This is a genomic window from Pantoea sp. CFCC18179 (genome assembly GCF_059412405.1).
On the sequence record NZ_JBNBPM010000001.1, the window covers coordinates 142,686 to 161,737 of the forward strand.

17 protein-coding genes, 1 pseudogene and 1 other annotated feature are annotated in these 19,052 nt (G+C 51.9%); of the genes and pseudogenes, 11 read left to right on the plus strand and 7 right to left on the minus strand.

Annotated elements, in window-relative coordinates; all coding sequences use genetic code 11:
- Positions 1-71: 71 nt before the first annotated feature.
- Complete coding sequence (gene topA, locus ACPUC7_RS00655; protein ID WP_494921391.1) at positions 72-2,669, minus strand: type I DNA topoisomerase; 2,598 nt, start codon at positions 2,667-2,669, stop codon at positions 72-74.
- A gap of 370 nt (positions 2,670-3,039) precedes the next feature.
- Here topA and ACPUC7_RS00660 point away from each other — a divergent pair, with 370 nt between their 5' ends.
- Complete coding sequence (locus ACPUC7_RS00660) at positions 3,040-3,288, plus strand: DUF2498 family protein (RefSeq protein WP_494921392.1); 249 nt, start codon at positions 3,040-3,042, stop codon at positions 3,286-3,288.
- A gap of 26 nt (positions 3,289-3,314) precedes the next feature.
- On the opposite strand, the gene sohB is transcribed toward ACPUC7_RS00660, so the two are convergent.
- Positions 3,315-4,361, minus strand: a complete 1,047-nt coding sequence (gene sohB, locus ACPUC7_RS00665) for a protease SohB (RefSeq protein ID WP_343553545.1) — start codon at positions 4,359-4,361, stop codon at positions 3,315-3,317.
- Positions 4,362-4,534: 173 nt separating this feature from the next.
- On the opposite strand from sohB, the gene ACPUC7_RS00670 reads away from it, so the two are divergent.
- Together ACPUC7_RS00670 and cobO are read left to right on the plus strand one after the other, a co-directional pair.
- On the plus strand, positions 4,535-5,299 hold the full coding sequence (locus ACPUC7_RS00670) for a YciK family oxidoreductase (RefSeq protein ID WP_494921393.1): 765 nt from the start codon (positions 4,535-4,537) through the stop codon (positions 5,297-5,299).
- Positions 5,296-5,883, plus strand: coding sequence for a cob(I)yrinic acid a,c-diamide adenosyltransferase (cobO, locus tag ACPUC7_RS00675; RefSeq protein WP_494921394.1), 588 nt, complete (start codon positions 5,296-5,298; stop codon positions 5,881-5,883). Before ACPUC7_RS00670 ends, cobO begins: the two co-directional genes overlap by 4 nt.
- Before the next feature lie 37 nt (positions 5,884-5,920).
- On the opposite strand, the gene rluB is transcribed toward cobO, so the two are convergent.
- Positions 5,921-6,796 carry a 23S rRNA pseudouridine(2605) synthase RluB gene (rluB, locus tag ACPUC7_RS00680; protein WP_343553542.1) on the minus strand — a complete coding sequence of 292 codons (876 nt, stop codon included), beginning with the start codon at positions 6,794-6,796 and terminating at the stop codon, positions 5,921-5,923.
- An 819-nt stretch (positions 6,797-7,615) separates the two neighbouring features.
- On the opposite strand from rluB, the gene ACPUC7_RS00685 reads away from it, so the two are divergent.
- Complete coding sequence (locus ACPUC7_RS00685; RefSeq protein WP_494921395.1) at positions 7,616-8,272, plus strand: serine protease; 657 nt, start codon at positions 7,616-7,618, stop codon at positions 8,270-8,272.
- Here the strand turns inward: ACPUC7_RS00685 and ACPUC7_RS00690 are convergent, their stop codons facing one another.
- Together ACPUC7_RS00690 and rnm are read right to left on the minus strand one after the other, a co-directional pair.
- The gene (locus tag ACPUC7_RS00690; protein WP_343553540.1) at positions 8,273-8,893 is read right to left on the minus strand and encodes an L-threonylcarbamoyladenylate synthase; all 621 of its coding nucleotides are present in this window, start codon (positions 8,891-8,893) and stop codon (positions 8,273-8,275) included.
- 12 nt (positions 8,894-8,905) lie between these two features.
- The gene (gene rnm, locus ACPUC7_RS00695) at positions 8,906-9,790 is read right to left on the minus strand and encodes an RNase RNM (RefSeq protein ID WP_494921396.1); all 885 of its coding nucleotides are present in this window, start codon (positions 9,788-9,790) and stop codon (positions 8,906-8,908) included.
- A gap of 154 nt (positions 9,791-9,944) precedes the next feature.
- Positions 9,945-10,049: a sequence feature (Trp leader region), on the plus strand.
- 24 nt (positions 10,050-10,073) lie between these two features.
- On the opposite strand from rnm, the gene ACPUC7_RS00700 reads away from it, so the two are divergent.
- The 5 genes and pseudogenes from ACPUC7_RS00700 to trpA all read left to right on the plus strand — a co-directional run bounded on the left by ACPUC7_RS00700 (position 10,074) and on the right by trpA (position 16,641).
- On the plus strand, positions 10,074-11,636 hold the full coding sequence (locus ACPUC7_RS00700) for an anthranilate synthase component 1 (RefSeq protein WP_494921397.1): 1,563 nt from the start codon (positions 10,074-10,076) through the stop codon (positions 11,634-11,636).
- Positions 11,636-13,229: pseudogene (gene trpD / locus ACPUC7_RS00705) on the plus strand (bifunctional anthranilate synthase glutamate amidotransferase component TrpG/anthranilate phosphoribosyltransferase TrpD). Before ACPUC7_RS00700 ends, trpD begins: the two are co-directional and overlap by 1 nt.
- 1 nt (position 13,230) lies before the next feature.
- The gene (gene trpCF, locus ACPUC7_RS00710) at positions 13,231-14,598 is read left to right on the plus strand and encodes a bifunctional indole-3-glycerol-phosphate synthase TrpC/phosphoribosylanthranilate isomerase TrpF (protein ID WP_494921398.1); all 1,368 of its coding nucleotides are present in this window, start codon (positions 13,231-13,233) and stop codon (positions 14,596-14,598) included.
- A 46-nt stretch (positions 14,599-14,644) separates the two neighbouring features.
- Positions 14,645-15,838, plus strand: coding sequence for a tryptophan synthase subunit beta (trpB, locus tag ACPUC7_RS00715; RefSeq protein WP_494921399.1), 1,194 nt, complete (start codon positions 14,645-14,647; stop codon positions 15,836-15,838).
- Positions 15,838-16,641 carry a tryptophan synthase subunit alpha gene (trpA, locus tag ACPUC7_RS00720; protein WP_343553535.1) on the plus strand — a complete coding sequence of 268 codons (804 nt, stop codon included), beginning with the start codon at positions 15,838-15,840 and terminating at the stop codon, positions 16,639-16,641. Before trpB ends, trpA begins: the two co-directional genes overlap by 1 nt.
- A gap of 46 nt (positions 16,642-16,687) precedes the next feature.
- Here the strand turns inward: trpA and ACPUC7_RS00725 are convergent, their stop codons facing one another.
- Positions 16,688-17,125: a hypothetical protein gene (locus tag ACPUC7_RS00725; RefSeq protein ID WP_494921400.1), complete on the minus strand. Its 438-nt coding sequence runs from the start codon at positions 17,123-17,125 to the stop codon at positions 16,688-16,690.
- 248 nt (positions 17,126-17,373) lie between these two features.
- Between ACPUC7_RS00725 and ACPUC7_RS00730 the strand changes: the two genes are divergently transcribed.
- Positions 17,374-17,688 (plus strand): BON domain-containing protein, encoded by a 315-nt coding sequence (locus ACPUC7_RS00730; protein WP_343553533.1) that lies wholly within the window; start codon positions 17,374-17,376, stop codon positions 17,686-17,688.
- A gap of 46 nt (positions 17,689-17,734) precedes the next feature.
- Here the strand turns inward: ACPUC7_RS00730 and ompW are convergent, their stop codons facing one another.
- Complete coding sequence (gene ompW / locus ACPUC7_RS00735) at positions 17,735-18,367, minus strand: outer membrane protein OmpW (RefSeq protein WP_494921401.1); 633 nt, start codon at positions 18,365-18,367, stop codon at positions 17,735-17,737.
- 243 nt (positions 18,368-18,610) lie between these two features.
- Here ompW and ACPUC7_RS00740 point away from each other — a divergent pair, with 243 nt between their 5' ends.
- The gene (locus ACPUC7_RS00740; protein ID WP_494921402.1) at positions 18,611-19,027 is read left to right on the plus strand and encodes a YkgJ family cysteine cluster protein; all 417 of its coding nucleotides are present in this window, start codon (positions 18,611-18,613) and stop codon (positions 19,025-19,027) included.
- Positions 19,028-19,052: the final 25 nt, after the last annotated feature.

Here is a 19,052-nt window from a genome sequence, read left to right on the forward strand (position 1 = left end):
GTTAAGGGAAGAATGTAGAACGATTAGCTATAAGGAAAGGAGAAAGGCCAGCAGACGCTGGCCTTTGGGAATTACTTCTTCGCTTCCTGCCATTTGCCGTCAATGTAGAACATCGACCAGCCAGTAGCTTTGCCATCTTTTTCCGAAGACACATATTGCTGTTTGGTCTTACGGCTGAAGCGCACCATGGTTTTATTCCCTTCCGGGTCTTGAGCCGGCGCTTCCGACAAATATTTCAACTTCTCTGGCAGACGATCGGCAAAGCGTTGCAACTCTTCCACCAGCGGAGCGCGCGTTTCACGCGATTTCGGGAAGGTATTCGCTGCAAGGAACACGCCAGCCGCGCCGTCACGCAACACAAAGTAAGCATCTGATTTTTCACATGGCAATTCTGGCAGCGGCACCGGATCTTCTTTCGGCGGCGCAACATCGCCATTACGCAAAATTTTACGGGTATTTTTGCACTCGTCATTGGTACACGCCATGTACTTGCCGAAACGTCCCATTTTCAGGTGCATTTCAGAACCACACTTCTCGCATTCAACGATTGGGCCGTCATAGCCTTTGATACGGAATTCGCCCTGCTCGATTTCGTAGCCGTCGCACTCTGGGTTGTTACCACAAACGTGCAGCTTGCGCTGATTATCGATCAGATAACTATCCATCGCAGTGCCACACTTCTGGCAACGACGACGCGCACGCAACGCATTGGTCTCAGCATCATCGCCTTCCAATACGTTCAGCACTTCGTTTTCCGGAATCAGGTTGATGGTCTGCTTGCAACGCTCTTTTGGCGGCAACGCGTAACCAGAACAACCGAGGAATACGCCGGTGCTGGCGGTACGAATACCCATCGGACGACTACAGGTTGGGCAATCGATCGAGGTTAGCACCATCTGATTCGGCTGCATGCCGCCCTCTTCCGGATCTTTCTCAGCGTGGTCTAACTGCTGACTGAAATCACTGAAGAAGGAGTCGAGCACCGCTTTCCATTCGGCTTCGTTATTCGCTACCTGATCGAGGCTATTTTCCATGCGCGCGGTGAAGTCATAGTTCATCAGCTCACGGAAATTCGATTCCAGACGATCGGTAACGATTTCACCCATTTTCTCAGCGTAGAAACGGCGGTTTTCGACACGCACATAACCACGATCCTGAATGGTAGAAATAATCGACGCGTAGGTTGATGGACGACCAATACCGCGTTTTTCAAGTTCACGCACCAACGACGCTTCGCTGAAACGCGCTGGCGGCTTGGTGAAGTGCTGGCTTGGCATCAACTCTTTCAAGTCGAGAACATCACCAACATCTACCGGCGGCAGCGTCAGATCTTCATCATTTTTACGCAGTGCAGGCATCACACGCGTCCAACCATCAAAACGAAGCGTACGGCCTTTGGCTTTAAGTTTGAATTCAGCTGCGCCAACGGTCAGCGTGGTGGAATCGTATTGTGCTGGCACCATTTGGCAAGCCACAAACTGGCGCCAAATCAGCTGATACAGCTTCTGCGCATCCGCTTCCATATCCTTTAATTGCTCAGCCACCACATTCACATCAGAAGGACGAATCGCTTCGTGCGCTTCCTGTGAGTTTTCTTTGCTGGCATACGTGTTTGGTGCGTCTGGCAGATATTTTTTGCCAAAGCTGCTCTCAACATAACCACGCGCCATCGCCACAGCATCCTGGCTCAGGTTGGTGGAGTCGGTACGCATATAAGTGATGTGACCGGCTTCATACAGACGCTGCGCCATCATCATGGTTTTCTTAACACCGAAACCAAGACGTGTGCTTGCTGCCTGTTGCAAGGTTGAGGTAATAAACGGTGCGGAAGGCTTGCTGCTGGTCGGTTTGTCTTCACGATCCAGCACTTCATAGCGAGCTTTCTGCAGAATGGCGACCGCCGCGTGAGTTTGCTCACCGTTAACCGGGCGGAACGCTTTATCATTCTGATGCGTGACTTGCATCGCTAAGTCAGCGCCCTTCGGCGTCGCGAAATCGGCATCGATTTCCCAATACTCTTCGGGCACGAAAGCTTTGATTTCGTGTTCGCGCTCAACCACTAAACGCACCGCCACCGACTGAACACGTCCGGCAGACAGACCACGGGCAATTTTCTTCCACAGCAGCGGAGAAACCATGTAACCGACCACGCGGTCCATGAAGCGACGCGCTTGCTGCGCATTAACACGTTCGATATTTAGCTCGCCCGGCTTTTCAAACGCCTGACGAATCGCATTCTTGGTGATTTCGTTAAACACCACGCGGCTAAAGCGTTTGTCATCACCGCCGATCACTTCCCGCAGGTGCCAGGCAATGGCTTCCCCTTCGCGGTCAAGGTCGGTTGCGAGATAGATGTGGTCAGCATCGGCAGCGAGGTTTTTCAGCTCAGCGACAACTTTTTCTTTGCCCGGCAGAATTTGATAATCCGCTTCCCAGCCATGCCAGGGATCCACACCCATGCGGCTGACTAATGCGGCTTTCTCATCTTTCTTAACCTTTTTGCCAGTTTTCGGCTTTTCCCCTTCGGCACTTTTACGGGCAGTTGAACCGCTGGTCGGCAAATCACGGATATGACCGACGCTGGATTTCACCACGTAATCATTACCGAGGTATTTATTGATTGTTTTGGCCTTTGCCGGGGACTCAACGATTACGAGTGCTTTACCCATATGTACCTTTACCTAAATGAAACGTCCTGATAAACGGGAGAGAATTGGAGGTCCCAAAACCCAATGGGTTTAATATTGCTGCCGGCATTTCGCATTTCAAGGCAGCAGGGATAATCTCAGGTCAGATTGCGTCGACTTCTGCAACTTTATGATTAGGAGCGAGTTTTCCATCTGACAGTATCACACATCCGGGTGTGATCTCCCTGAAAGCTGAATCGCCCACACTCTACCTGATAAAATCCGTTACGCAACTTAATTAGCATTCTGCCTAATTTTGCGCCAGTTTTATGACGCAATGCTGATTTGCTGAACGCGCTTACTGGCAAGTAATATAGAAGGAGAAAAATGGCTGTCAAAAAAGAGGTGAAAAATGTCATTGTCAAAGGAATCTATTTCACGCCAGGCGTTACTGGAAATAGCCAATCAGATAATCACGCAACACGACGATTATTTTGTCGGATTAGAAGCGAATGATGTGATTCAGCAAGGTGAGGTTTTGGTGTTTCGTGGTCCCTATTTCCTCGATGATCAAGGTTTACCGACCAGCAAAACCACTACCGTGTTTAACGTGTTTAAACACCTCGCGGTTGAACTCTCCGCTCAATATCATCTGGCATAAAAAAGCCCGGCAATTGCCGGGCTCGGTTACAACAGCGGCTTCTCGCCGCGTTGCCACATTTTCAGAATCAGCCGCTCAGCCGCCACACTGGCGCTGTTAGTAAAGCGATCCATCATTTTACGTTTACGTGCGTAATGGACGCCGAGCACGGTAAAGCGATCCATATGCTTGATGATTAACGCATCACTGGTGCCGATCTCGTCAATCAAACCTAAATCCAACGCCTGACGTCCATACCAATGCTCACCAGTCGCCACTTTGCTCAGATCAAGCGACGGACGCATCTGCTGAACAAAATCTTTGAAAAGCTGATGTGTTTCGTTGAGATCTTCCTGAAACTTCTCACGACCTTCATCAGTGTTTTCGCCAAACAGCGTCAATGTGCGTTTGTATTGACCCGCCGTGTGCAGCTCAACATCAATATCGTTACGCTTCAGCAAGCGGTTGAAGTTAGGAATCTGCGCGACCACGCCGATCGAACCAATAATAGAAAACGGCGCAGCAACGATGCGATCCGCCACGCAGGCCATCATGTAACCGCCGCTGGCTGCCACTTTATCGACTACCGCGGTCAATTGCAGACCCGCATCGCGCAGGCGTTGCAATTGTGACGCGGCCAGACCGTAACCGTGCACCACGCCACCCGGACTTTCCAGTCGTAGCAGCACTTCATCACCCGGCACCGCCACCGCCAGCACTGCGGAAATCTCTTCGCGCAATGAAGTCACTTCACTGGCATCCATACTGCCCTTAAATTCCAGCACATACAGCGTCGGTTTAACCGCTTCGCTCACGCCCGCTTTGGCATTGCGTTTATCGATTTTGGCTTTTTGTTTCTCTTCTTTTTTATGCTGTTTGAGCCAGACCTTTTGCGCCTGCGGCTTCATCTTGGCGAGCTGCAAATCTTCCTTCATCTCACGATAATCATCATCAAGATGCGTTAAGCGCAGCTGGCCACCGCTATGACGTTTGCGCATCGCGGCGTTGAGCACAATCAATACAATCGCTGCGATCGCCACCACCACGGTAACGGCTTTCGCGAGAAATAATCCGTAACTGGAGAAAAAATCCATTCTGCCGCCTTATTAAACAGTGAATTACAACCGGCCTAAGTTTACCTGCTTTGTCCGCTGTCGTCGCCTGAAATGCCCGCAAGCGGCACAGAATGCGAGGCCGGATGATTGCACCTGGCGGCGATTTAAGGCATAAAGCCCAAAACCTTCTGACCCACGCAAAGGACATCGCTGTGCATTATCAACCGAAAAGCGATCTACTGGAAAATCGCATCATTCTTGTCACTGGCGCTTCAGACGGCATTGGCCGTGAAGCCGCATTGACCTATGCGCGCTATGGCGCCCGCGTTATTTTACTCGGCCGTAACGCCACCACATTGCAACAAACCGAGCACGCCATTAATCAATTGAATAAACAACCGGCCTCTTCGCTGCTGTTGGATCTGGCCGAAGCCACGCCGGAAAGTTGCCAACAGCTGGCGGATCAGGTTGTCGCGTTGGTGCCGCGTCTGGATGGCGTATTACATAACGCCGGCATTCTCGGTGAAATCGTGCCGCTGGAAGAGCTCGATCCTCAAATCTGGCGTGATGTGATGCAGATTAACCTCGATGCCACTTTCTATTTAACTCAGGCATTGCTGCCGCTGCTGCTGAAATCTGACGCGGGTTCGCTGGTCTTTACCACCTCCAGCGTTGGCCGCACCGGACGTGCAGGCTGGGGTGCCTATGCGGTATCGAAGTTTGCCACTGAAGGCATGATGCAGGTGTTAGCCGATGAATATAAAAATCGCCATCTGCGTGTGAACTGCATTAATCCAGGCGGCACACGCACCAAAATGCGCGCCAGCGCCTTCCCGGAAGAAGATGCGAATTTGCTCAAAACGCCCGCTGATTTGATGCCGCTCTACCTTTATTTAATGGGTGATGATAGCCGCCGCAAAACTGGCACCAGCTTTGATGCCCAACCGGGTCGTAAAGCGGGACCGGCGACAGCATGAGCGATCGTCATCAACAACGACAACAGCGCCTGAAAGAACAGGTCGATGCGCGCATCGCCGCCGCTACCGAAACGCGGGGCATTTTGCTGGTGTTCACCGGCAACGGCAAAGGCAAAACGACTGCTGCTTTTGGCACTGCGCTCCGCGCTTGCGGACACGGCAAAAAAGTCGCGGCTGTACAGTTCATTAAAGGCGAATGGCCGAACGGCGAACGCAATTTACTGGAACAACACGGCGTTGAATTTCAGGTGATGTCCACCGGATTTACGTGGGATACACAAAACCGCGAAACCGATACCGCCGCTTGCCAAATAGTGTGGCAGCAAGCGCTGCGCATGCTGGCGGATAACAGTATCGATTTGGTGATCCTGGATGAGATTACTTACATGGTGAGTATGGATTATCTGGATTTGGCTGAATTGGCGCAGGCTTTGCAGCAACGACCGGCGCAGCAAACTGTCATTATTACCGGTCGCGGTTGTCATCGAACCTTACTGGATATGGCGGATACCGTGACGGAAATGCGTCCGGTTAAGCATGCGTTTGATGCTGGCATTCAAGCTCAACAAGGGATTGATTGGTAGAACGCTGACGCCGCGAAGTGCGGCGTCAGTATTGGCATCACGAACCGCGTTTGCTGCTGTTGCGACGCGGGCTATTGCTGGTCACGCCATGACGCTTAACCGCACGACGGATTTGATTGGCTTTAGTACGACGGCGATCTTTCTCGACGGCGACTTTCGTTACCGTCTCTTCCGGCATGCTGACCAACGTGCGCAGGTAGTTTACTGCGGGTAATTCCATCTCCATCCAGCCGCCGCGTGGCAGACCTTTTGGCAGTTGAATATCACCATAACGCACACGCATTAAACGGCTAACCTGCACGCCCACTGCTTCCCACAGACGACGCACTTCGCGGTTACGTCCTTCGGTCAAGGTGACGTTGTACCACTGGTTTATGCCTTCGCCACCGGCAAACTTGATGGTTTTGAATGACGCAGGGCCATCTTCCAACTGTACGCCTTTGCTGAGTTGACGGATTTTATCGTCGTCCACTTCACCAAACACGCGAACCGCATATTCGCGTTCAACTTCACGGCTTGGGTGCATTAAACGATTTGCCAACTCGCCATCGGTGGTGAACAACATCAAACCGCAGGTATTAACATCCAAACGGCCAACGGCAATCCAGCGTGAACCACGCAGGCGCGGCAAGCGGTCAAACACCGTTGGACGCCCTTCCGGATCGTTACGGGTGCACAGTTCGCCTTCTGGTTTGTAGTAAGCCAATACGCGACACACTTCTGTCGCTGATTCAGCGATCGAAACCAGATGACCATCAATACGGATTTTCAGGGATTTGTCACTTTCAACGCGATCGCCCAGCGTCGCCAGTTTGCCGTCAACGCTGACACGTCCGGCCGAAATCATAGTTTCGATTTCGCGACGCGAACCGTGACCGGCGCGCGCTAATACTTTCTGTAATTTTTCGCTCATGGAGCCTCATTGTCGCCTTCCCAGGCGTCGTGGTAATGAAGGGGCGCGATACAGGGATTACCAACTCCCATATCAGAATCTGTTACCGTTGTGCATCGCTCATGCCATCACAGACGGCCCGCGATTTTACACTAATGCAAGTTTTGTTAACACCTTTTCCTTTACTGCCGATAATAGAGGGCCTGCTGAAAAGCGACCGTTTAGGGCCGGTAACCTAAACATTCATATTGCTGATGTTTTGCCTACAAACGCTTGCCGTACTCATCTGCCAAGTGACTGAATTGAAATTGTTTGCCGACATCACGATTCACCTGCAAACTCATCCCACTTTAACGCCCTAACACATTAGCGCACCTCACAACTTTGCGGGCAGCAGAGCTGGTTGAACTTAAGGATAATCCCAAACATTAAATCTAAACATAAACAACAAAACAGCATAAAACTCCAATCAACCGAGTTAAATAAGCCTCATCACGCCAACAAATTTAAATTAATAGCTTATTGGCGCTACAGGTTGGATTAAGTCTGTATTTTTGTATTTTTTGATTAATATTAAATATGATGAATTGTTCTGATGAAAAAACCGTGTAAAATTTAAGCCTGAAATCCAGTGAGACGCCATAATAACATAGCTTTAATTTACCATTTATATTCGTTCTCATAACAAGCCATTAACGATCACTGTGCAATTTCACTGATAATATAAACCGGCGCGCACGGGATATGATGCGTTTATTCATTTACGGAATGAATTTAATTCGCATGTCGAAAGTCTTCACCAGGGATTTTACTGACATGCTTTAATGAAGATCACTAAATATGAAAACCACTCTGCTTTGGCCTGCGCTTGCGGCGCTGGCACTGAGCGGTTGTTCTGTGGGCCACACTGAGTACAGTCGTACTGCGATGCAACACGTTGATATGAGCGTGACAGGCATCCCGACGGTGCTGGGTTTAGGTATCCTCGGCACAACCATTCCGCTTACGCCTGAATATAGCCTGACGGCGGCACACGTTGCGAAAACGGCAGTGCAGCGTGTGAAGGCTTATCACCCTTATTGCGACGTCGCCATTATCTACCACAAAAATAGCCCGGAAACCTTGGCTAAATTCCGCAGTGGCGCAGTAGGCGAGCCCATTAAAATGTACGGTTACAGCTTTATTTCCGCTATGCCCGTTGAATCCAGCGGCGTTAATTTAGCGCGTACTGCAATCACCAATAAATGGAATAAAAAACCGTGCATGGCGATGGCATCAAATGCTGGCGTAGTGCAGGGAATGTCCGGTGGCGCGGTATATAATGCTGACCAAACTATTGGTGGTGTGATTGTCGGTTACAGCCATGAAATAGAAAACGTGCGCAGCAAGAAGATCATCTTAAAAGATGTCTCGCTGTATATTCCGTACGGTGATTTCAAAAAATGGCTGGAAGCAAATATTGGTCAGGCGCCAGACGCAACGCCTAACCATGTTTGATCACTGGAAAGGACGCGTATCACCCACGCCTTCACGCACCACTAATGGCGCATCGCTGGTGAGATCGATCACAGTGGTTGGCTGCTGACCTAGCGTGCCGCCATCGATGATCAGATCCACCAGCTTGCCAATGCTGTGTTGAATTTCTTCCGGATCGGATTCGGTAAAGTCGTTGCCCGGCAGCATCAATGAGGTCGACATCATCGGCTCATTCAGACGCTCAAGTATCGCCAGCGCCACCGGATTGGACGGCACACGCAAACCAATAGTTTTACGTTTGTCATTCATCAAACGACGCGGCACTTCCTTGGTCGCTTTAAGAATGAAGGTGTAGTTGCCCGGCGTATTGTTTTTCAGGATACGAAATGCCGAGTTATCCACCTGCGCATAGGTCGAGAGTTCTGACAAATCGCGGCACATCAAAGTGAAGTTATGATTGCCATCTAATTGACGGATGCGGCAGATGCGCTCCATGGCATTCTTCTCTTCCAATCGACAGCCCAGCGCATAACCGGAATCGGTTGGATAAACAATCACGCTGCCTTTATTCAGATAATCAACGGCTTGATTAACTAAACGCGGCTGCGGATTCTCAGGATGAATGTGAAAATATTGACTCATAAAAACCTCATATCACTTGTCTGCAACAGCAACGCTGGGTGCCAGCGCAGGAAAGCGTTCCCAAATGGGTTCAACGCCGCCCGGCAGCCATAATTTGCGTCCCAGCTCTATCCACGGACAAGGTTGGTGGAAATCAGATCCTTGCGACCCCGCCAGTTGGTTATCACGTGCGTAGGTTGCCAATTGGGTACGTTCGTTGGGCGCTTGTTGACACTGCGCCACTTCCATCGCGTCACCGCCCGCTTCAGCAAAATGCGCAATCAGTCGCTTGAGCCATTTCGCCGACAAACCATAACGGCCCGGATGCGCTAATACCGCATAGCCGCCAGAATGATGAATGGCATCAATGGCTTGTTTAATTGTACACCATTGCGGCGGCACATAGCCGGTTTTCCCCCGCGCCAGATAATTCTTGAATACCTGCGCCAAATTATCGGCTTTGCCAATCTCCACCAGATAACGTGCAAAATGTCCGCGAGTGATCATGCCGCCTTGCGCTAGACGCTGCGCGCCCGCTAGTGCATCCGGCACGCGAGCTCGCTCCAGACGCTCTGCAATCTGATGTGCACGATCAAGACGACACTGATATTGCTGCGCGAGGAACGCGATTAAGCTGGGATGCTGGCAATCCACATTTAGCCCCACAATATGGATTTCGTGATTTTCCCACAGCGTTGACGCTTCTAAACCCGCCAGCACGTGAATCGGCAAATCCTGCGCGACCACGGCGGCCTGCGCTTCTGCCACACCCGCAACCGTGTCGTGATCGGTAATGGCCAGCACGCCAACTTTCATTTCTACCGCGCGCTGCACCAACGCGGTTGGCGTCAACAAACCGTCAGAAGCCAACGTATGACTGTGTAAATCGTAAAGGGGAAAACGAGCAATGTCCGACAAGATAACTCCAGCAACTGCATAAACCGGCAGGCATGATAACGATTTTGTCCCTGGCTGAAAAAGGGTATTGACTTTTTTCGCCCGAACCAGTTAACTAGTACACAAGTTCACACGTAACGGGTATTTAATCATGGCTATTTTGGGTACGCATTTAAATGGTTGGTGGCGCGATGATCCCTTGAACGGGCGACGTCGTCGTGCACAATTTGCGTAACCGCTGTGCAGATACCTAAGCCCGCCACCGAGCGGGCTTTTTTTTTGAGCGAAATTCAGAGAATTTATAATGGCTAATGCGAAACCTACATTGAAGTTGATTACCGGTACCGCGCCCTACCGCGAAGATCCGGCCGCAGTGTTTCATCAAATTTGCGGCGCACGTCCAGCAACCTTGCTGCTCGAATCCGCCGATATCGATAGCAAAAAAAACCTCAAAAGCCTGTTAATCGTGGATAGCGCACTGCGCATCAGCGCGCTAGGCAACGTTGTCACCATCAACGCACTCTCCGAAAATGGCCGCGCTTTGTTGCCATTATTGGATGAAGCGCTGCCAACTGATGTGCGCATTGAAGTGCGTCCCGATGGTCGTGAGTTGCATTTCACCCCAACACACGATTTACAGGATGAAGATTCACGCTTGAAAGCGCTGTCTGTGTTTGATGCGCTGCGCCTGATTCCACAGCTGGTCAATAGCCCAGAAGAAGAACGCGAAGCGATGCTGCTCGGTGGTCTGTTCGCCTACGATTTGGTCGCCGGTTTCGAAGATTTACCGCAGCTGCGTAACGAACAGCGTTGCCCGGATTACTGCTTCTATCTGGCTGAAACGTTACTGGTGATCGACCATCAGCAACGCAGCGCACGCCTGCAAGCCAGCTTGTTCACGCCGTCCACCAGCGAGTTCCAGCGCCTGCAAGGCCGCATTGAACAGTTGCGCGGTCAAATGGCGCAAGCTGCACCAGCCTTACCCGTGCAGCGCGTTGAACATATGACGCTGAGCACCAGCCAAAGCGATGAGGAGTATTGCAACGTAGTGCGTGAGATGCAGGAAGCGATTCGCGTCGGTGAAATCTTCCAGGTAGTGCCATCACGCCGTTTCTCGCTGCCGTGCCCTTCTCCACTGGCCGCTTACGACACGCTGAAGCATAGCAATCCAAGTCCTTATATGTTCTTCATGCAGGATCAGGAATTTGCGCTGTTTGGTGCTTCGCCAGAAAGCTCACTGAAATATGATGCTACCTCGCGCCAGATTGAGATCTACCCGATTGCTGGCACCCGTCCGCGTGGACGTCATGCAGATGGATCGCTGGATCGCGATCTCGACAGCCGCATCGAACTGGAAATGCGTACCGATCATAAAGAGATGGCCGAACATTTGATGTTAGTGGATTTGGCGCGTAACGATTTGGCGCGCATCTGTGTTCCTGGCAGCCGCTACGTTGCCGATCTGACCAAAGTCGATCGTTACTCGTTCGTCATGCATCTGGTTTCACGCGTGGTTGGTTCGCTGCGTGAAGATCTTGATGTGCTGCACGCCTATCGCGCCTGCATGAACATGGGCACATTGAGCGGCGCGCCAAAAGTCCGCGCCATGCAACTGATTGCCGAGAAAGAAGGCACTCGTCGCGGCAGCTACGGCGGTGCCGTCGGCTACTTCACCGCCAGCGGCGACCTGGACACCTGCATTGTGATCCGTTCCGCCTATGTTGAAGACGGTGTAGCCACCGTACAAGCCGGTGCCGGTGTGGTACTGGATTCCCAACCTCAGGCAGAAGCGGACGAAAGCCGCAACAAAGCGCGCGCGGTTTTACGTGCCATCGCAACAGCCCATCATTGCAAGGAGATTTTCTGATGGCCGATATCCTGCTGCTCGATAACATCGACTCCTTTACTTACAACCTCGTTGATCAGCTGCGTACCTTTGGCCACAACGTGGTGATTTACCGCAACAATGTGCCAGCGGACGTACTGATTGAACGCCTGCAACAGATGGAAAATCCGATTCTGATGCTGTCTCCAGGTCCAGGCGCGCCGAAAGATGCCGGTTGCATGCCGGTATTATTGCAAACCTTGCGCGGACGTCTGCCGATTATCGGTATTTGCCTCGGACATCAGGCGATTGTGGAAGCTTACGGCGGCCATGTTGGTCAAGCCGGTGAAATCCTGCACGGCAAAGCCTCTTCTATTACCCACGATGGCGAAGGCATGTTTGCTGGACTCAGCAACCCGCTGCCAGTAGCGCGCTATCACTCATTAGTCGGTAGCAATACGCCAGCCGAATTAACGGTTAACGCCAGCTACAACGGTATGGTGATGGCAGTGCGCCACGATGCCGACCGCGTTTGTGGCTTCCAGTTCCACCCCGAATCGATTCTCACCACCCAAGGCGCGCGCTTGTTAGAGCAGACGTTGGCCTGGGCTTTGGCGAAATAATAGGGAGATTATGATGCAAGCTATTTTGGAAAAACTTTATCAATCGCAAACGCTGAGCCAGAGCGAAAGCCACCAGCTGTTTAGCGCGATTATTACCGGCCAGTTAGAGCCAACGCAGTTAGCCGCCGCGCTGATTGCCATGAAAGTACGCGGCGAGCGCCCGGAAGAGATCGCCGGTGCCGCTTCGGCGCTGCTGGAAGATGCTAAACCGTTCCCGCGTCCTGATTATACGTTTGCCGATATTGTGGGTACCGGCGGCGATGGCAGCAACAGCATTAATATCTCGACTGCCAGCGCGTTTGTGGCAGCAACCTGCGGCTTGAAAGTCGCCAAACATGGCAACCGTAGCGTTTCCAGCAAATCCGGTTCTTCCGATCTGCTGGCGGCATTCGGTATCAATCTGGATATGCCGGCAGAACATGCGCGCAAGGCACTGGACGATCTCAACGTCTGCTTCCTGTTTGCACCGCAATATCACAGCGGATTCCGTCACGCGATGCCAGTACGCCAGCAGTTGAAAACGCGCACACTTTTTAACGTGCTTGGCCCGTTGATTAATCCGGCGCGCCCTCCTTTAGCAGTGATTGGCGTTTACAGTCCAGAACTGGTGTTACCGATTGCGCAAACGCTGAAAGTGCTGGGTTATCAGCGTGCGGCTGTGGTGCATGGCGGCGGGATGGATGAAGTGGCGCTGCACAGTCCAACGCAAGTGGCTGAACTGCGTGACGGTGAAATTACCGGCTACCAATTGACCCCAGAAGATTTCGGTTTTGGCTTCCACGATAAAGAAGCGTTAGCCGGCGGTACGCCGGAAGAAAACCGTGACATTTTGACCCGTTTACTCCAGGGTAAAGGCCAGCCCGCCCATGAGCAGGCCGTTGCGGTGAATGTCGCAATGTTGCTGAAAGTATTCGGAAATGAAGATTTGCGCGACAACGCACAGCGCGCCATTGCTGCCATTCGCAGCGGTCAGGCTTATGAGCGTGTTGTCGCTCTGGCAGCGAGAGGATGAGATGAGTATTAAGGGCACTGTTTTAGAAAAAATCGTACAAGACAAAGCGGTTTGGGTTGAAGCGCGCAAAGCACAGCAGCCGCTGGCGACCTTTCAAAACGAGTTGCAGCCTGCAGCACGCCACTTTTATGATGCGCTGCGCGGCTCCCGCACCGTGTTCATCCTGGAATGTAAAAAGGCTTCACCTTCTAAAGGGCTGATCCGCGAAGATTTCGATCCTGCCACCATCGCGGGCGTATATCGCCACCACGCTTCAGCGGTGTCGGTGTTGACCGACGAGAAATATTTCCAGGGTGATTTTGCGTTTCTGCCGATTGTCAGCGCGGCGATTACTCAGCCGGTGCTGTGCAAAGACTTTATCATCGATCCTTACCAGATTTACCTGGCGCGTCACTATCAGGCAGATGCCATCTTACTGATGCTGTCTGTGCTGGACGATGAACAATATCGCCAACTCGCCGCCGTAGCACACAGCCTGAAAATGGGCGTGCTGACCGAAGTGAGTAATGAAGAAGAACTCGAGCGCGCGATTGCTTTGGAAGCCAAAGTGGTCGGCATCAACAATCGCGACCTTCGCGACTTGTCAATCGACCTGAACCGTACGCGCCAACTGGCACCACGTCTGGGACATGGCGTCACGGTGATCAGCGAATCCGGTATTCATAATTACGCACAAGTGCGTGAGTTAAGCCATTTCGCTAACGGTTTCCTGATTGGTTCTGCGTTGATGGAAGAAGCCGATCTCAGCGCTAGCGTGCGTCGTGTACTGTTGGGCGATAACAAGGTTTGTGGCTTGACTCGTGCTGAAGATGCGCGTGTGGCTTACGAAGCAGGCGCGATTTATGGCGGAGTGATTTTCGCCGATGGCTCACCCCGTAAAGTATCGACTGAACAAGCACAAAGCGTGATTGCCGCCGCCCCGCTGAAATATGTTGGCGTGTTCCGTAACAACTCTCTTAGTGACATTGTCACGCAAGCAGCAGCGCTGAAACTTTCCGCGGTGCAGTTACATGGTGATGAAGATCAAGCCTTCGTCGCAGAGCTGCGCAGCGCCTTGCCTGAAGAGGTAAAAATTTGGAAGGCGCTGAGCATCAGCAGCAACCTTCCAGCCCGCGATTGGCCGCATGTTGATCGTTATGTTTTTGATAACGGCCAGGGCGGCACCGGCCAACGTTTTGATTGGTCACTGCTGCAAGGTCAGGAACTGAGCAACGTGTTGCTGGCAGGTGGCTTGAGCGCAGATAACTGCGTCGAAGCCGCGCAGCTGGGTTGTGCCGGACTCGACTTCAACTCCGGCGTAGAGTCTGCCCCCGGCATTAAAGATGCCAGCAAAGTAGCGGCGGTATTCCGCACGCTGCGCGCTTATTAATTTCGCTTGCCCGCCTGCGTGCGGGCCGAAGAAGGAAGATGAGAAAATGACCACGTTATTGAATCCCTATTTTGGCGAGTTTGGCGGTCAATATGTACCACAAATCCTGATGCCAGCGCTGCGCCAGTTAGAAAGCGCCTTCGTTGAAGCACAACGCGATCCTGAATTTCAGGCTGAATTTACCGATTTGCTGAAAAACTACGCCGGACGTCCAACCGCGTTGACGCTGTGCCAAAACCTCACCAAAGGCACCAAAACTCGCCTATATCTGAAGCGTGAAGATTTGCTGCACGGCGGCGCGCACAAAACTAACCAGGTGCTCGGCCAGGCTTTGCTGGCAAAGCGTATGGGTAAGAATGAAATTATCGCCGAAACCGGTGCGGGACAGCACGGCGTAGCCTCCGCTCTGGCGTGCGCACTGCTCGGCATGAAATGCCGCATTTATATGGGCGCGAAAGATGTGGAACGCCAATCGCCAAACGTGTTCCGTATGCGTTTGATGGGCGCAGAAGTGATCCCGGTGCACAGCGGTTCCGCCACGCTGAAAGATGCGTGTAATGAAGCGCTGCGCGACTGGTCTGGCAGCTACGAGACCGCGCACTATATGCTCGGCACCGCAGCCGGCCCGCATCCGTTCCCGACTATCGTACGTGAATTCCAGCGCATGATTGGTGAAGAGACTAAAGCCCAGATTCTGGAGCGTGAAGGTCGCCTGCCCGATGCAGTATTGGCTTGCGTTGGCGGCGGTTCGAACGCGATCGGTATGTTTGCTGACTTCATCGATGAAACCAGCGTGGGTCTGATTGGTGTAGAGCCAGCGGGTCACGGTATCGAAAGCGGTGAACATGGCGCGCCACTAAAACACGGTCGCGTTGGCATCTACTTCGGTATGAAAGCGCCGATGATGCAAACCGGAGAAGGTCAGATTGAAGAGTCCTACTCTATTTCTGCTGGACTCGATTTCCCTTCCGTCGGCCCTCAGCATGCGCATTTGAACAGCATTGGCCGTGCAGAATATGTGTCGATTACCGATGATGAAGCGCTCGACGCCTTTAAAGAACTTTGCCGTTCAGAAGGTATCATCCCTGCGCTGGAATCATCCCATGCGCTGGCACACGCGTTGAAAATGATCCGCGAGAATCCAGATAAAGAGCAACTGCTGGTGGTCAATCTTTCGGGTCGCGGCGACAAAGACATTTTCACTGTTCACGATATTTTGAAAGCCAAGGGAGAGATCTGATGGAACGTTATAATCAGCTGTTTCAACGTCTGTCGGCGCAAAAAGAAGGCGCATTTGTCCCCTTCGTGACGCTCGGCGATCCCTCTCCTGAGCTGTCGCTAAAAATTATCGACACGCTGGTGGAAGGCGGTGCAGATGCCTTAGAACTCGGCATCCCGTTTTCCGATCCGCTGGCTGATGGCCCAACGATTCAAGGCGCCACGCTGCGTGCGTTTGCTGCCGGGACTACAGTTGCGCAATGCTTCGAAATTCTGGCAACCGTGCGCCAGAAATATCCTGACCTGCCAATTGGTTTGCTGATGTACGCCAACCTGGTGTTCAGCAAAGGCATCGATAACTTTTACGCGCAGTGCGAAAAAGTGGGCGTGGATTCAGTGCTGGTTGCTGATGTCCCGGTCGAAGAGTCAGCGCCATTCCGTCAGGCGGCAATGCGTCATAACGTGGCGCCGATCTTTATCTGCCCGCCAAATGCGGATGATAACCTGCTGCGCGAAATCGCTTCACACGGCCGTGGCTACACTTATTTGCTGTCGCGCGCTGGCGTAACCGGTTCTGAAAATCGCGCCAGCCAGCCTTTGCATCACCTGATCAACAAGCTACGTGAATTCAATGCCGCACCTCCGTTGCAAGGCTTTGGTATTTCCGAGCCAGGCCAAGTGAAGGATGCGATTTCCGCTGGTGCCGCCGGAGCGATTTCGGGTTCGGCGATTGTGAAAATTATTGAGCGTAACCAGAACGATCCGGCCACGCTGCTGAGCGAGCTAAAAGCCTTCGTCAGCAATCTGAAAGCGGCAACCCGCTAATACCAAAAGACCTTATCTGCATGTGCGGATAAGGTCTTTCTCTTCCCTATTCCAATCTGAACGTCTGCTGTTCCCCTGATCCGTCTGCATACGCCAGTTTCATGGTGAGCTTGTCATTGCTGATGCGCCAGGTCAGCACTTCATCATCCGGCCCGTCACGCCAGCGACCAGCACTGTCTGGATTATCCGACATCCAAATCACCCGATTGTCCTGTAAGCGACAACGAATTGCCCAGCGCGATTGATCCGACGGCCGCAGGTAATGCACCCAGGCAACGCCCTGCTCATCAACTTTATCTAATTGCATGATCTTAAAATTGCGACCAAAACTGATTGCCGCCGCAGCTTTGCAAAGCGTGCCTAAGTGCGGATTAATTATTGATTCCGCCTGCGCACTCGGCAAAGGAAGCGTTTGTGTCGCAAATAACTGGAGATACGACAAATAGCCAACCGTGGCGATGACTAAAATGGCACGTTTTTTCATTATTTATGTTCCCTGCAATATCTATGCTTAGGCACAGACCGGCGTGTTTTATGGTGTAGAAGTCATTTTTTGCCCTGCGCCATCAGCTTAGCGGGATAAGGAAAAACGCAATTGGATCAATAAGTGGTAAAAGTCCCCTTATTCCTATTTTTTTGCACTGGATGATTTGCCGATTTTGCTAAGCCAGACCACAATTAATAGCGCCGCCATGAAGCGGCGAAACTTTATTTAAGACAGGGAGATAACCAATGAAATTGTTCAAAGTCGTTGCAGGATTTTTGATGGCTGCGGTGGTCGCGTTAACGCTTAGCGCTTGTGCACCGACATCAACTCAGGAAGGAACCGGCGGTTACATCGACGATACTGTCGTGACCACCAAAGTGAAGGCGCAGCTGTTGCATGATGAATCGCTGAAATCGACTGAAATCAATGTCGAAACCTTCAAAGGTAAAGTTCAGCTGAGTGGTTTTGTTAGCTCACCACAAATGGCTAATCGCGCGGTTGAAGTCACCCGCAGCGTGGCTGGCGTGAAATCTGTTGTGAACAACATGCAGATCAAATAACACAACGGGCGACCATCTGGTCGCCCGCTTCATTTCTGCTGGCGGATTAGAAACGATAACCCGCGCCGAAGAAGAACACCCACGGATCGATACGCGTGTTGATGTTTTGCTGCTCACCACCCGCTTTAAATTTCACGGTGGTATCAATGTCCATGTACCACAGCGATGCGTTCAGCATCCAGTCGCGGTTGATTTGATAATCCAGACCTACCTGACCCGCCATGCCCCACGAATCTTTAACGCTCAGATCGGTTAAGCCCGCATCCTGTCCAGTTTGGTTGAATTTGGCATCATAGAAAGTGGTGTAGTTGATGCCGACGCCGACATACGGACGTACCTTGCTTTTGCTGTCGAAGAAGTAGTATTGCGCCATCAAAGTTGGCGGTAACTGACGCACCGTTGCCAGATTGCCGGTTGCACCCAGGCCAACTTTGTGACGGAACGGCGTGGCAGCTAACAACTCAACACCGATATTGTCGGTGGCCATGTAGGTAAAGGTTAAACCCAGTTGCGTGTCGTTACTGACACTGAAGCCGCCCATACCCAGCACATTGTCAGAGCCTTCGGTTGGACGTACGGTGGCGCTGCCCGCGCGCATGAAGAAATCACCCGCTTCGTGGGCCAACGCCAATTGTGGGATCGCCAACGCGATGAGCAGTGCGCATTTTGCCAGTTTCATAATCACTCCTTTGCCGAAAATAGGGTCTCAATGTGGATTGCGGCACAATATCTAACCCTTTTTCAGTAAAAGATCATCTGCATCAATTCAAATTAATCACTTAAAAAACAATGAATTGATTCAGATCAATTTTGGCTTTGCGCGTTGTCTTAAAAGTCCACTTGCCAAAGTTTTTCGCCGTGATTATTTTATTTTTCCCCAATGTGATTTTGGTTCGATGTCTTAGGAGTGGCGGGCAATCAGATGAGCGATTCACTTAATCCTTGCATGACCTGCGGCGCATGCTGCGCTAACTTCCGCGTTTCTTTTTACTGGGCCGAAGCCGAAGATGGCGGCGGTGCCGTGCCCGTTGAATTAACCGAGCAATTAGGCTTGCTGATGCGCAATATGCGCGGCACCAACCAGCGCCAGCCGCACTGTATCGCGCTGCAAGGTGAAGTTGGCGGCTGCGTTTCCTGCGGCATTTATCAGCAACGGCCCTCGCCGTGTCGCGAATTCTCTATGTCTGGTGAAAACGGCGTGCATAACGAAGCCTGCGATCGCGCGCGTGCACGCTACGGTCTTCCTGCGCTTTTTCACCCTTCTTTACCTTCCATGACAGAAAGTTATTGCAATGCGGGTGCCAGCACGCCAGTAGAACATGTACAATCGCCGGGTTAATTAACCCGGTTCTTTCAAGGAGTTT

What these genes read in the sequence shown, in the direction of transcription:
- ACPUC7_RS00730 (WP_343553533.1), top strand. Translation starts at nt 17,374, where the DNA reads ATGAAATTGTTCAAAGTCGTTGCAGGATTTTTGATGGCTGCGGTGGTC.
- trpCF (WP_494921398.1), top strand. Translation starts at nt 13,231, where the DNA reads ATGAGTATTAAGGGCACTGTTTTAGAAAAAATCGTACAAGACAAAGCG.
- trpB (WP_494921399.1), top strand. Translation starts at nt 14,645, where the DNA reads ATGACCACGTTATTGAATCCCTATTTTGGCGAGTTTGGCGGTCAATAT.
- ACPUC7_RS00690 (WP_343553540.1), bottom strand. Translation starts at nt 8,893, where the DNA reads ATGAGTCAATATTTTCACATTCATCCTGAGAATCCGCAGCCGCGTTTA.
- ACPUC7_RS00740 (WP_494921402.1), top strand. Translation starts at nt 18,611, where the DNA reads ATGAGCGATTCACTTAATCCTTGCATGACCTGCGGCGCATGCTGCGCT.
- ACPUC7_RS00660 (WP_494921392.1), top strand. Translation starts at nt 3,040, where the DNA reads ATGTCATTGTCAAAGGAATCTATTTCACGCCAGGCGTTACTGGAAATA.
- sohB (WP_343553545.1), bottom strand. Translation starts at nt 4,361, where the DNA reads ATGGATTTTTTCTCCAGTTACGGATTATTTCTCGCGAAAGCCGTTACC.
- rluB (WP_343553542.1), bottom strand. Translation starts at nt 6,796, where the DNA reads ATGAGCGAAAAATTACAGAAAGTATTAGCGCGCGCCGGTCACGGTTCG.
- trpA (WP_343553535.1), top strand. Translation starts at nt 15,838, where the DNA reads ATGGAACGTTATAATCAGCTGTTTCAACGTCTGTCGGCGCAAAAAGAA.
- ACPUC7_RS00700 (WP_494921397.1), top strand. Translation starts at nt 10,074, where the DNA reads ATGGCTAATGCGAAACCTACATTGAAGTTGATTACCGGTACCGCGCCC.
- ompW (WP_494921401.1), bottom strand. Translation starts at nt 18,367, where the DNA reads ATGAAACTGGCAAAATGCGCACTGCTCATCGCGTTGGCGATCCCACAA.
- ACPUC7_RS00685 (WP_494921395.1), top strand. Translation starts at nt 7,616, where the DNA reads ATGAAAACCACTCTGCTTTGGCCTGCGCTTGCGGCGCTGGCACTGAGC.
- topA (WP_494921391.1), bottom strand. Translation starts at nt 2,669, where the DNA reads ATGGGTAAAGCACTCGTAATCGTTGAGTCCCCGGCAAAGGCCAAAACA.
- cobO (WP_494921394.1), top strand. Translation starts at nt 5,296, where the DNA reads ATGAGCGATCGTCATCAACAACGACAACAGCGCCTGAAAGAACAGGTC.
- ACPUC7_RS00725 (WP_494921400.1), bottom strand. Translation starts at nt 17,125, where the DNA reads ATGAAAAAACGTGCCATTTTAGTCATCGCCACGGTTGGCTATTTGTCG.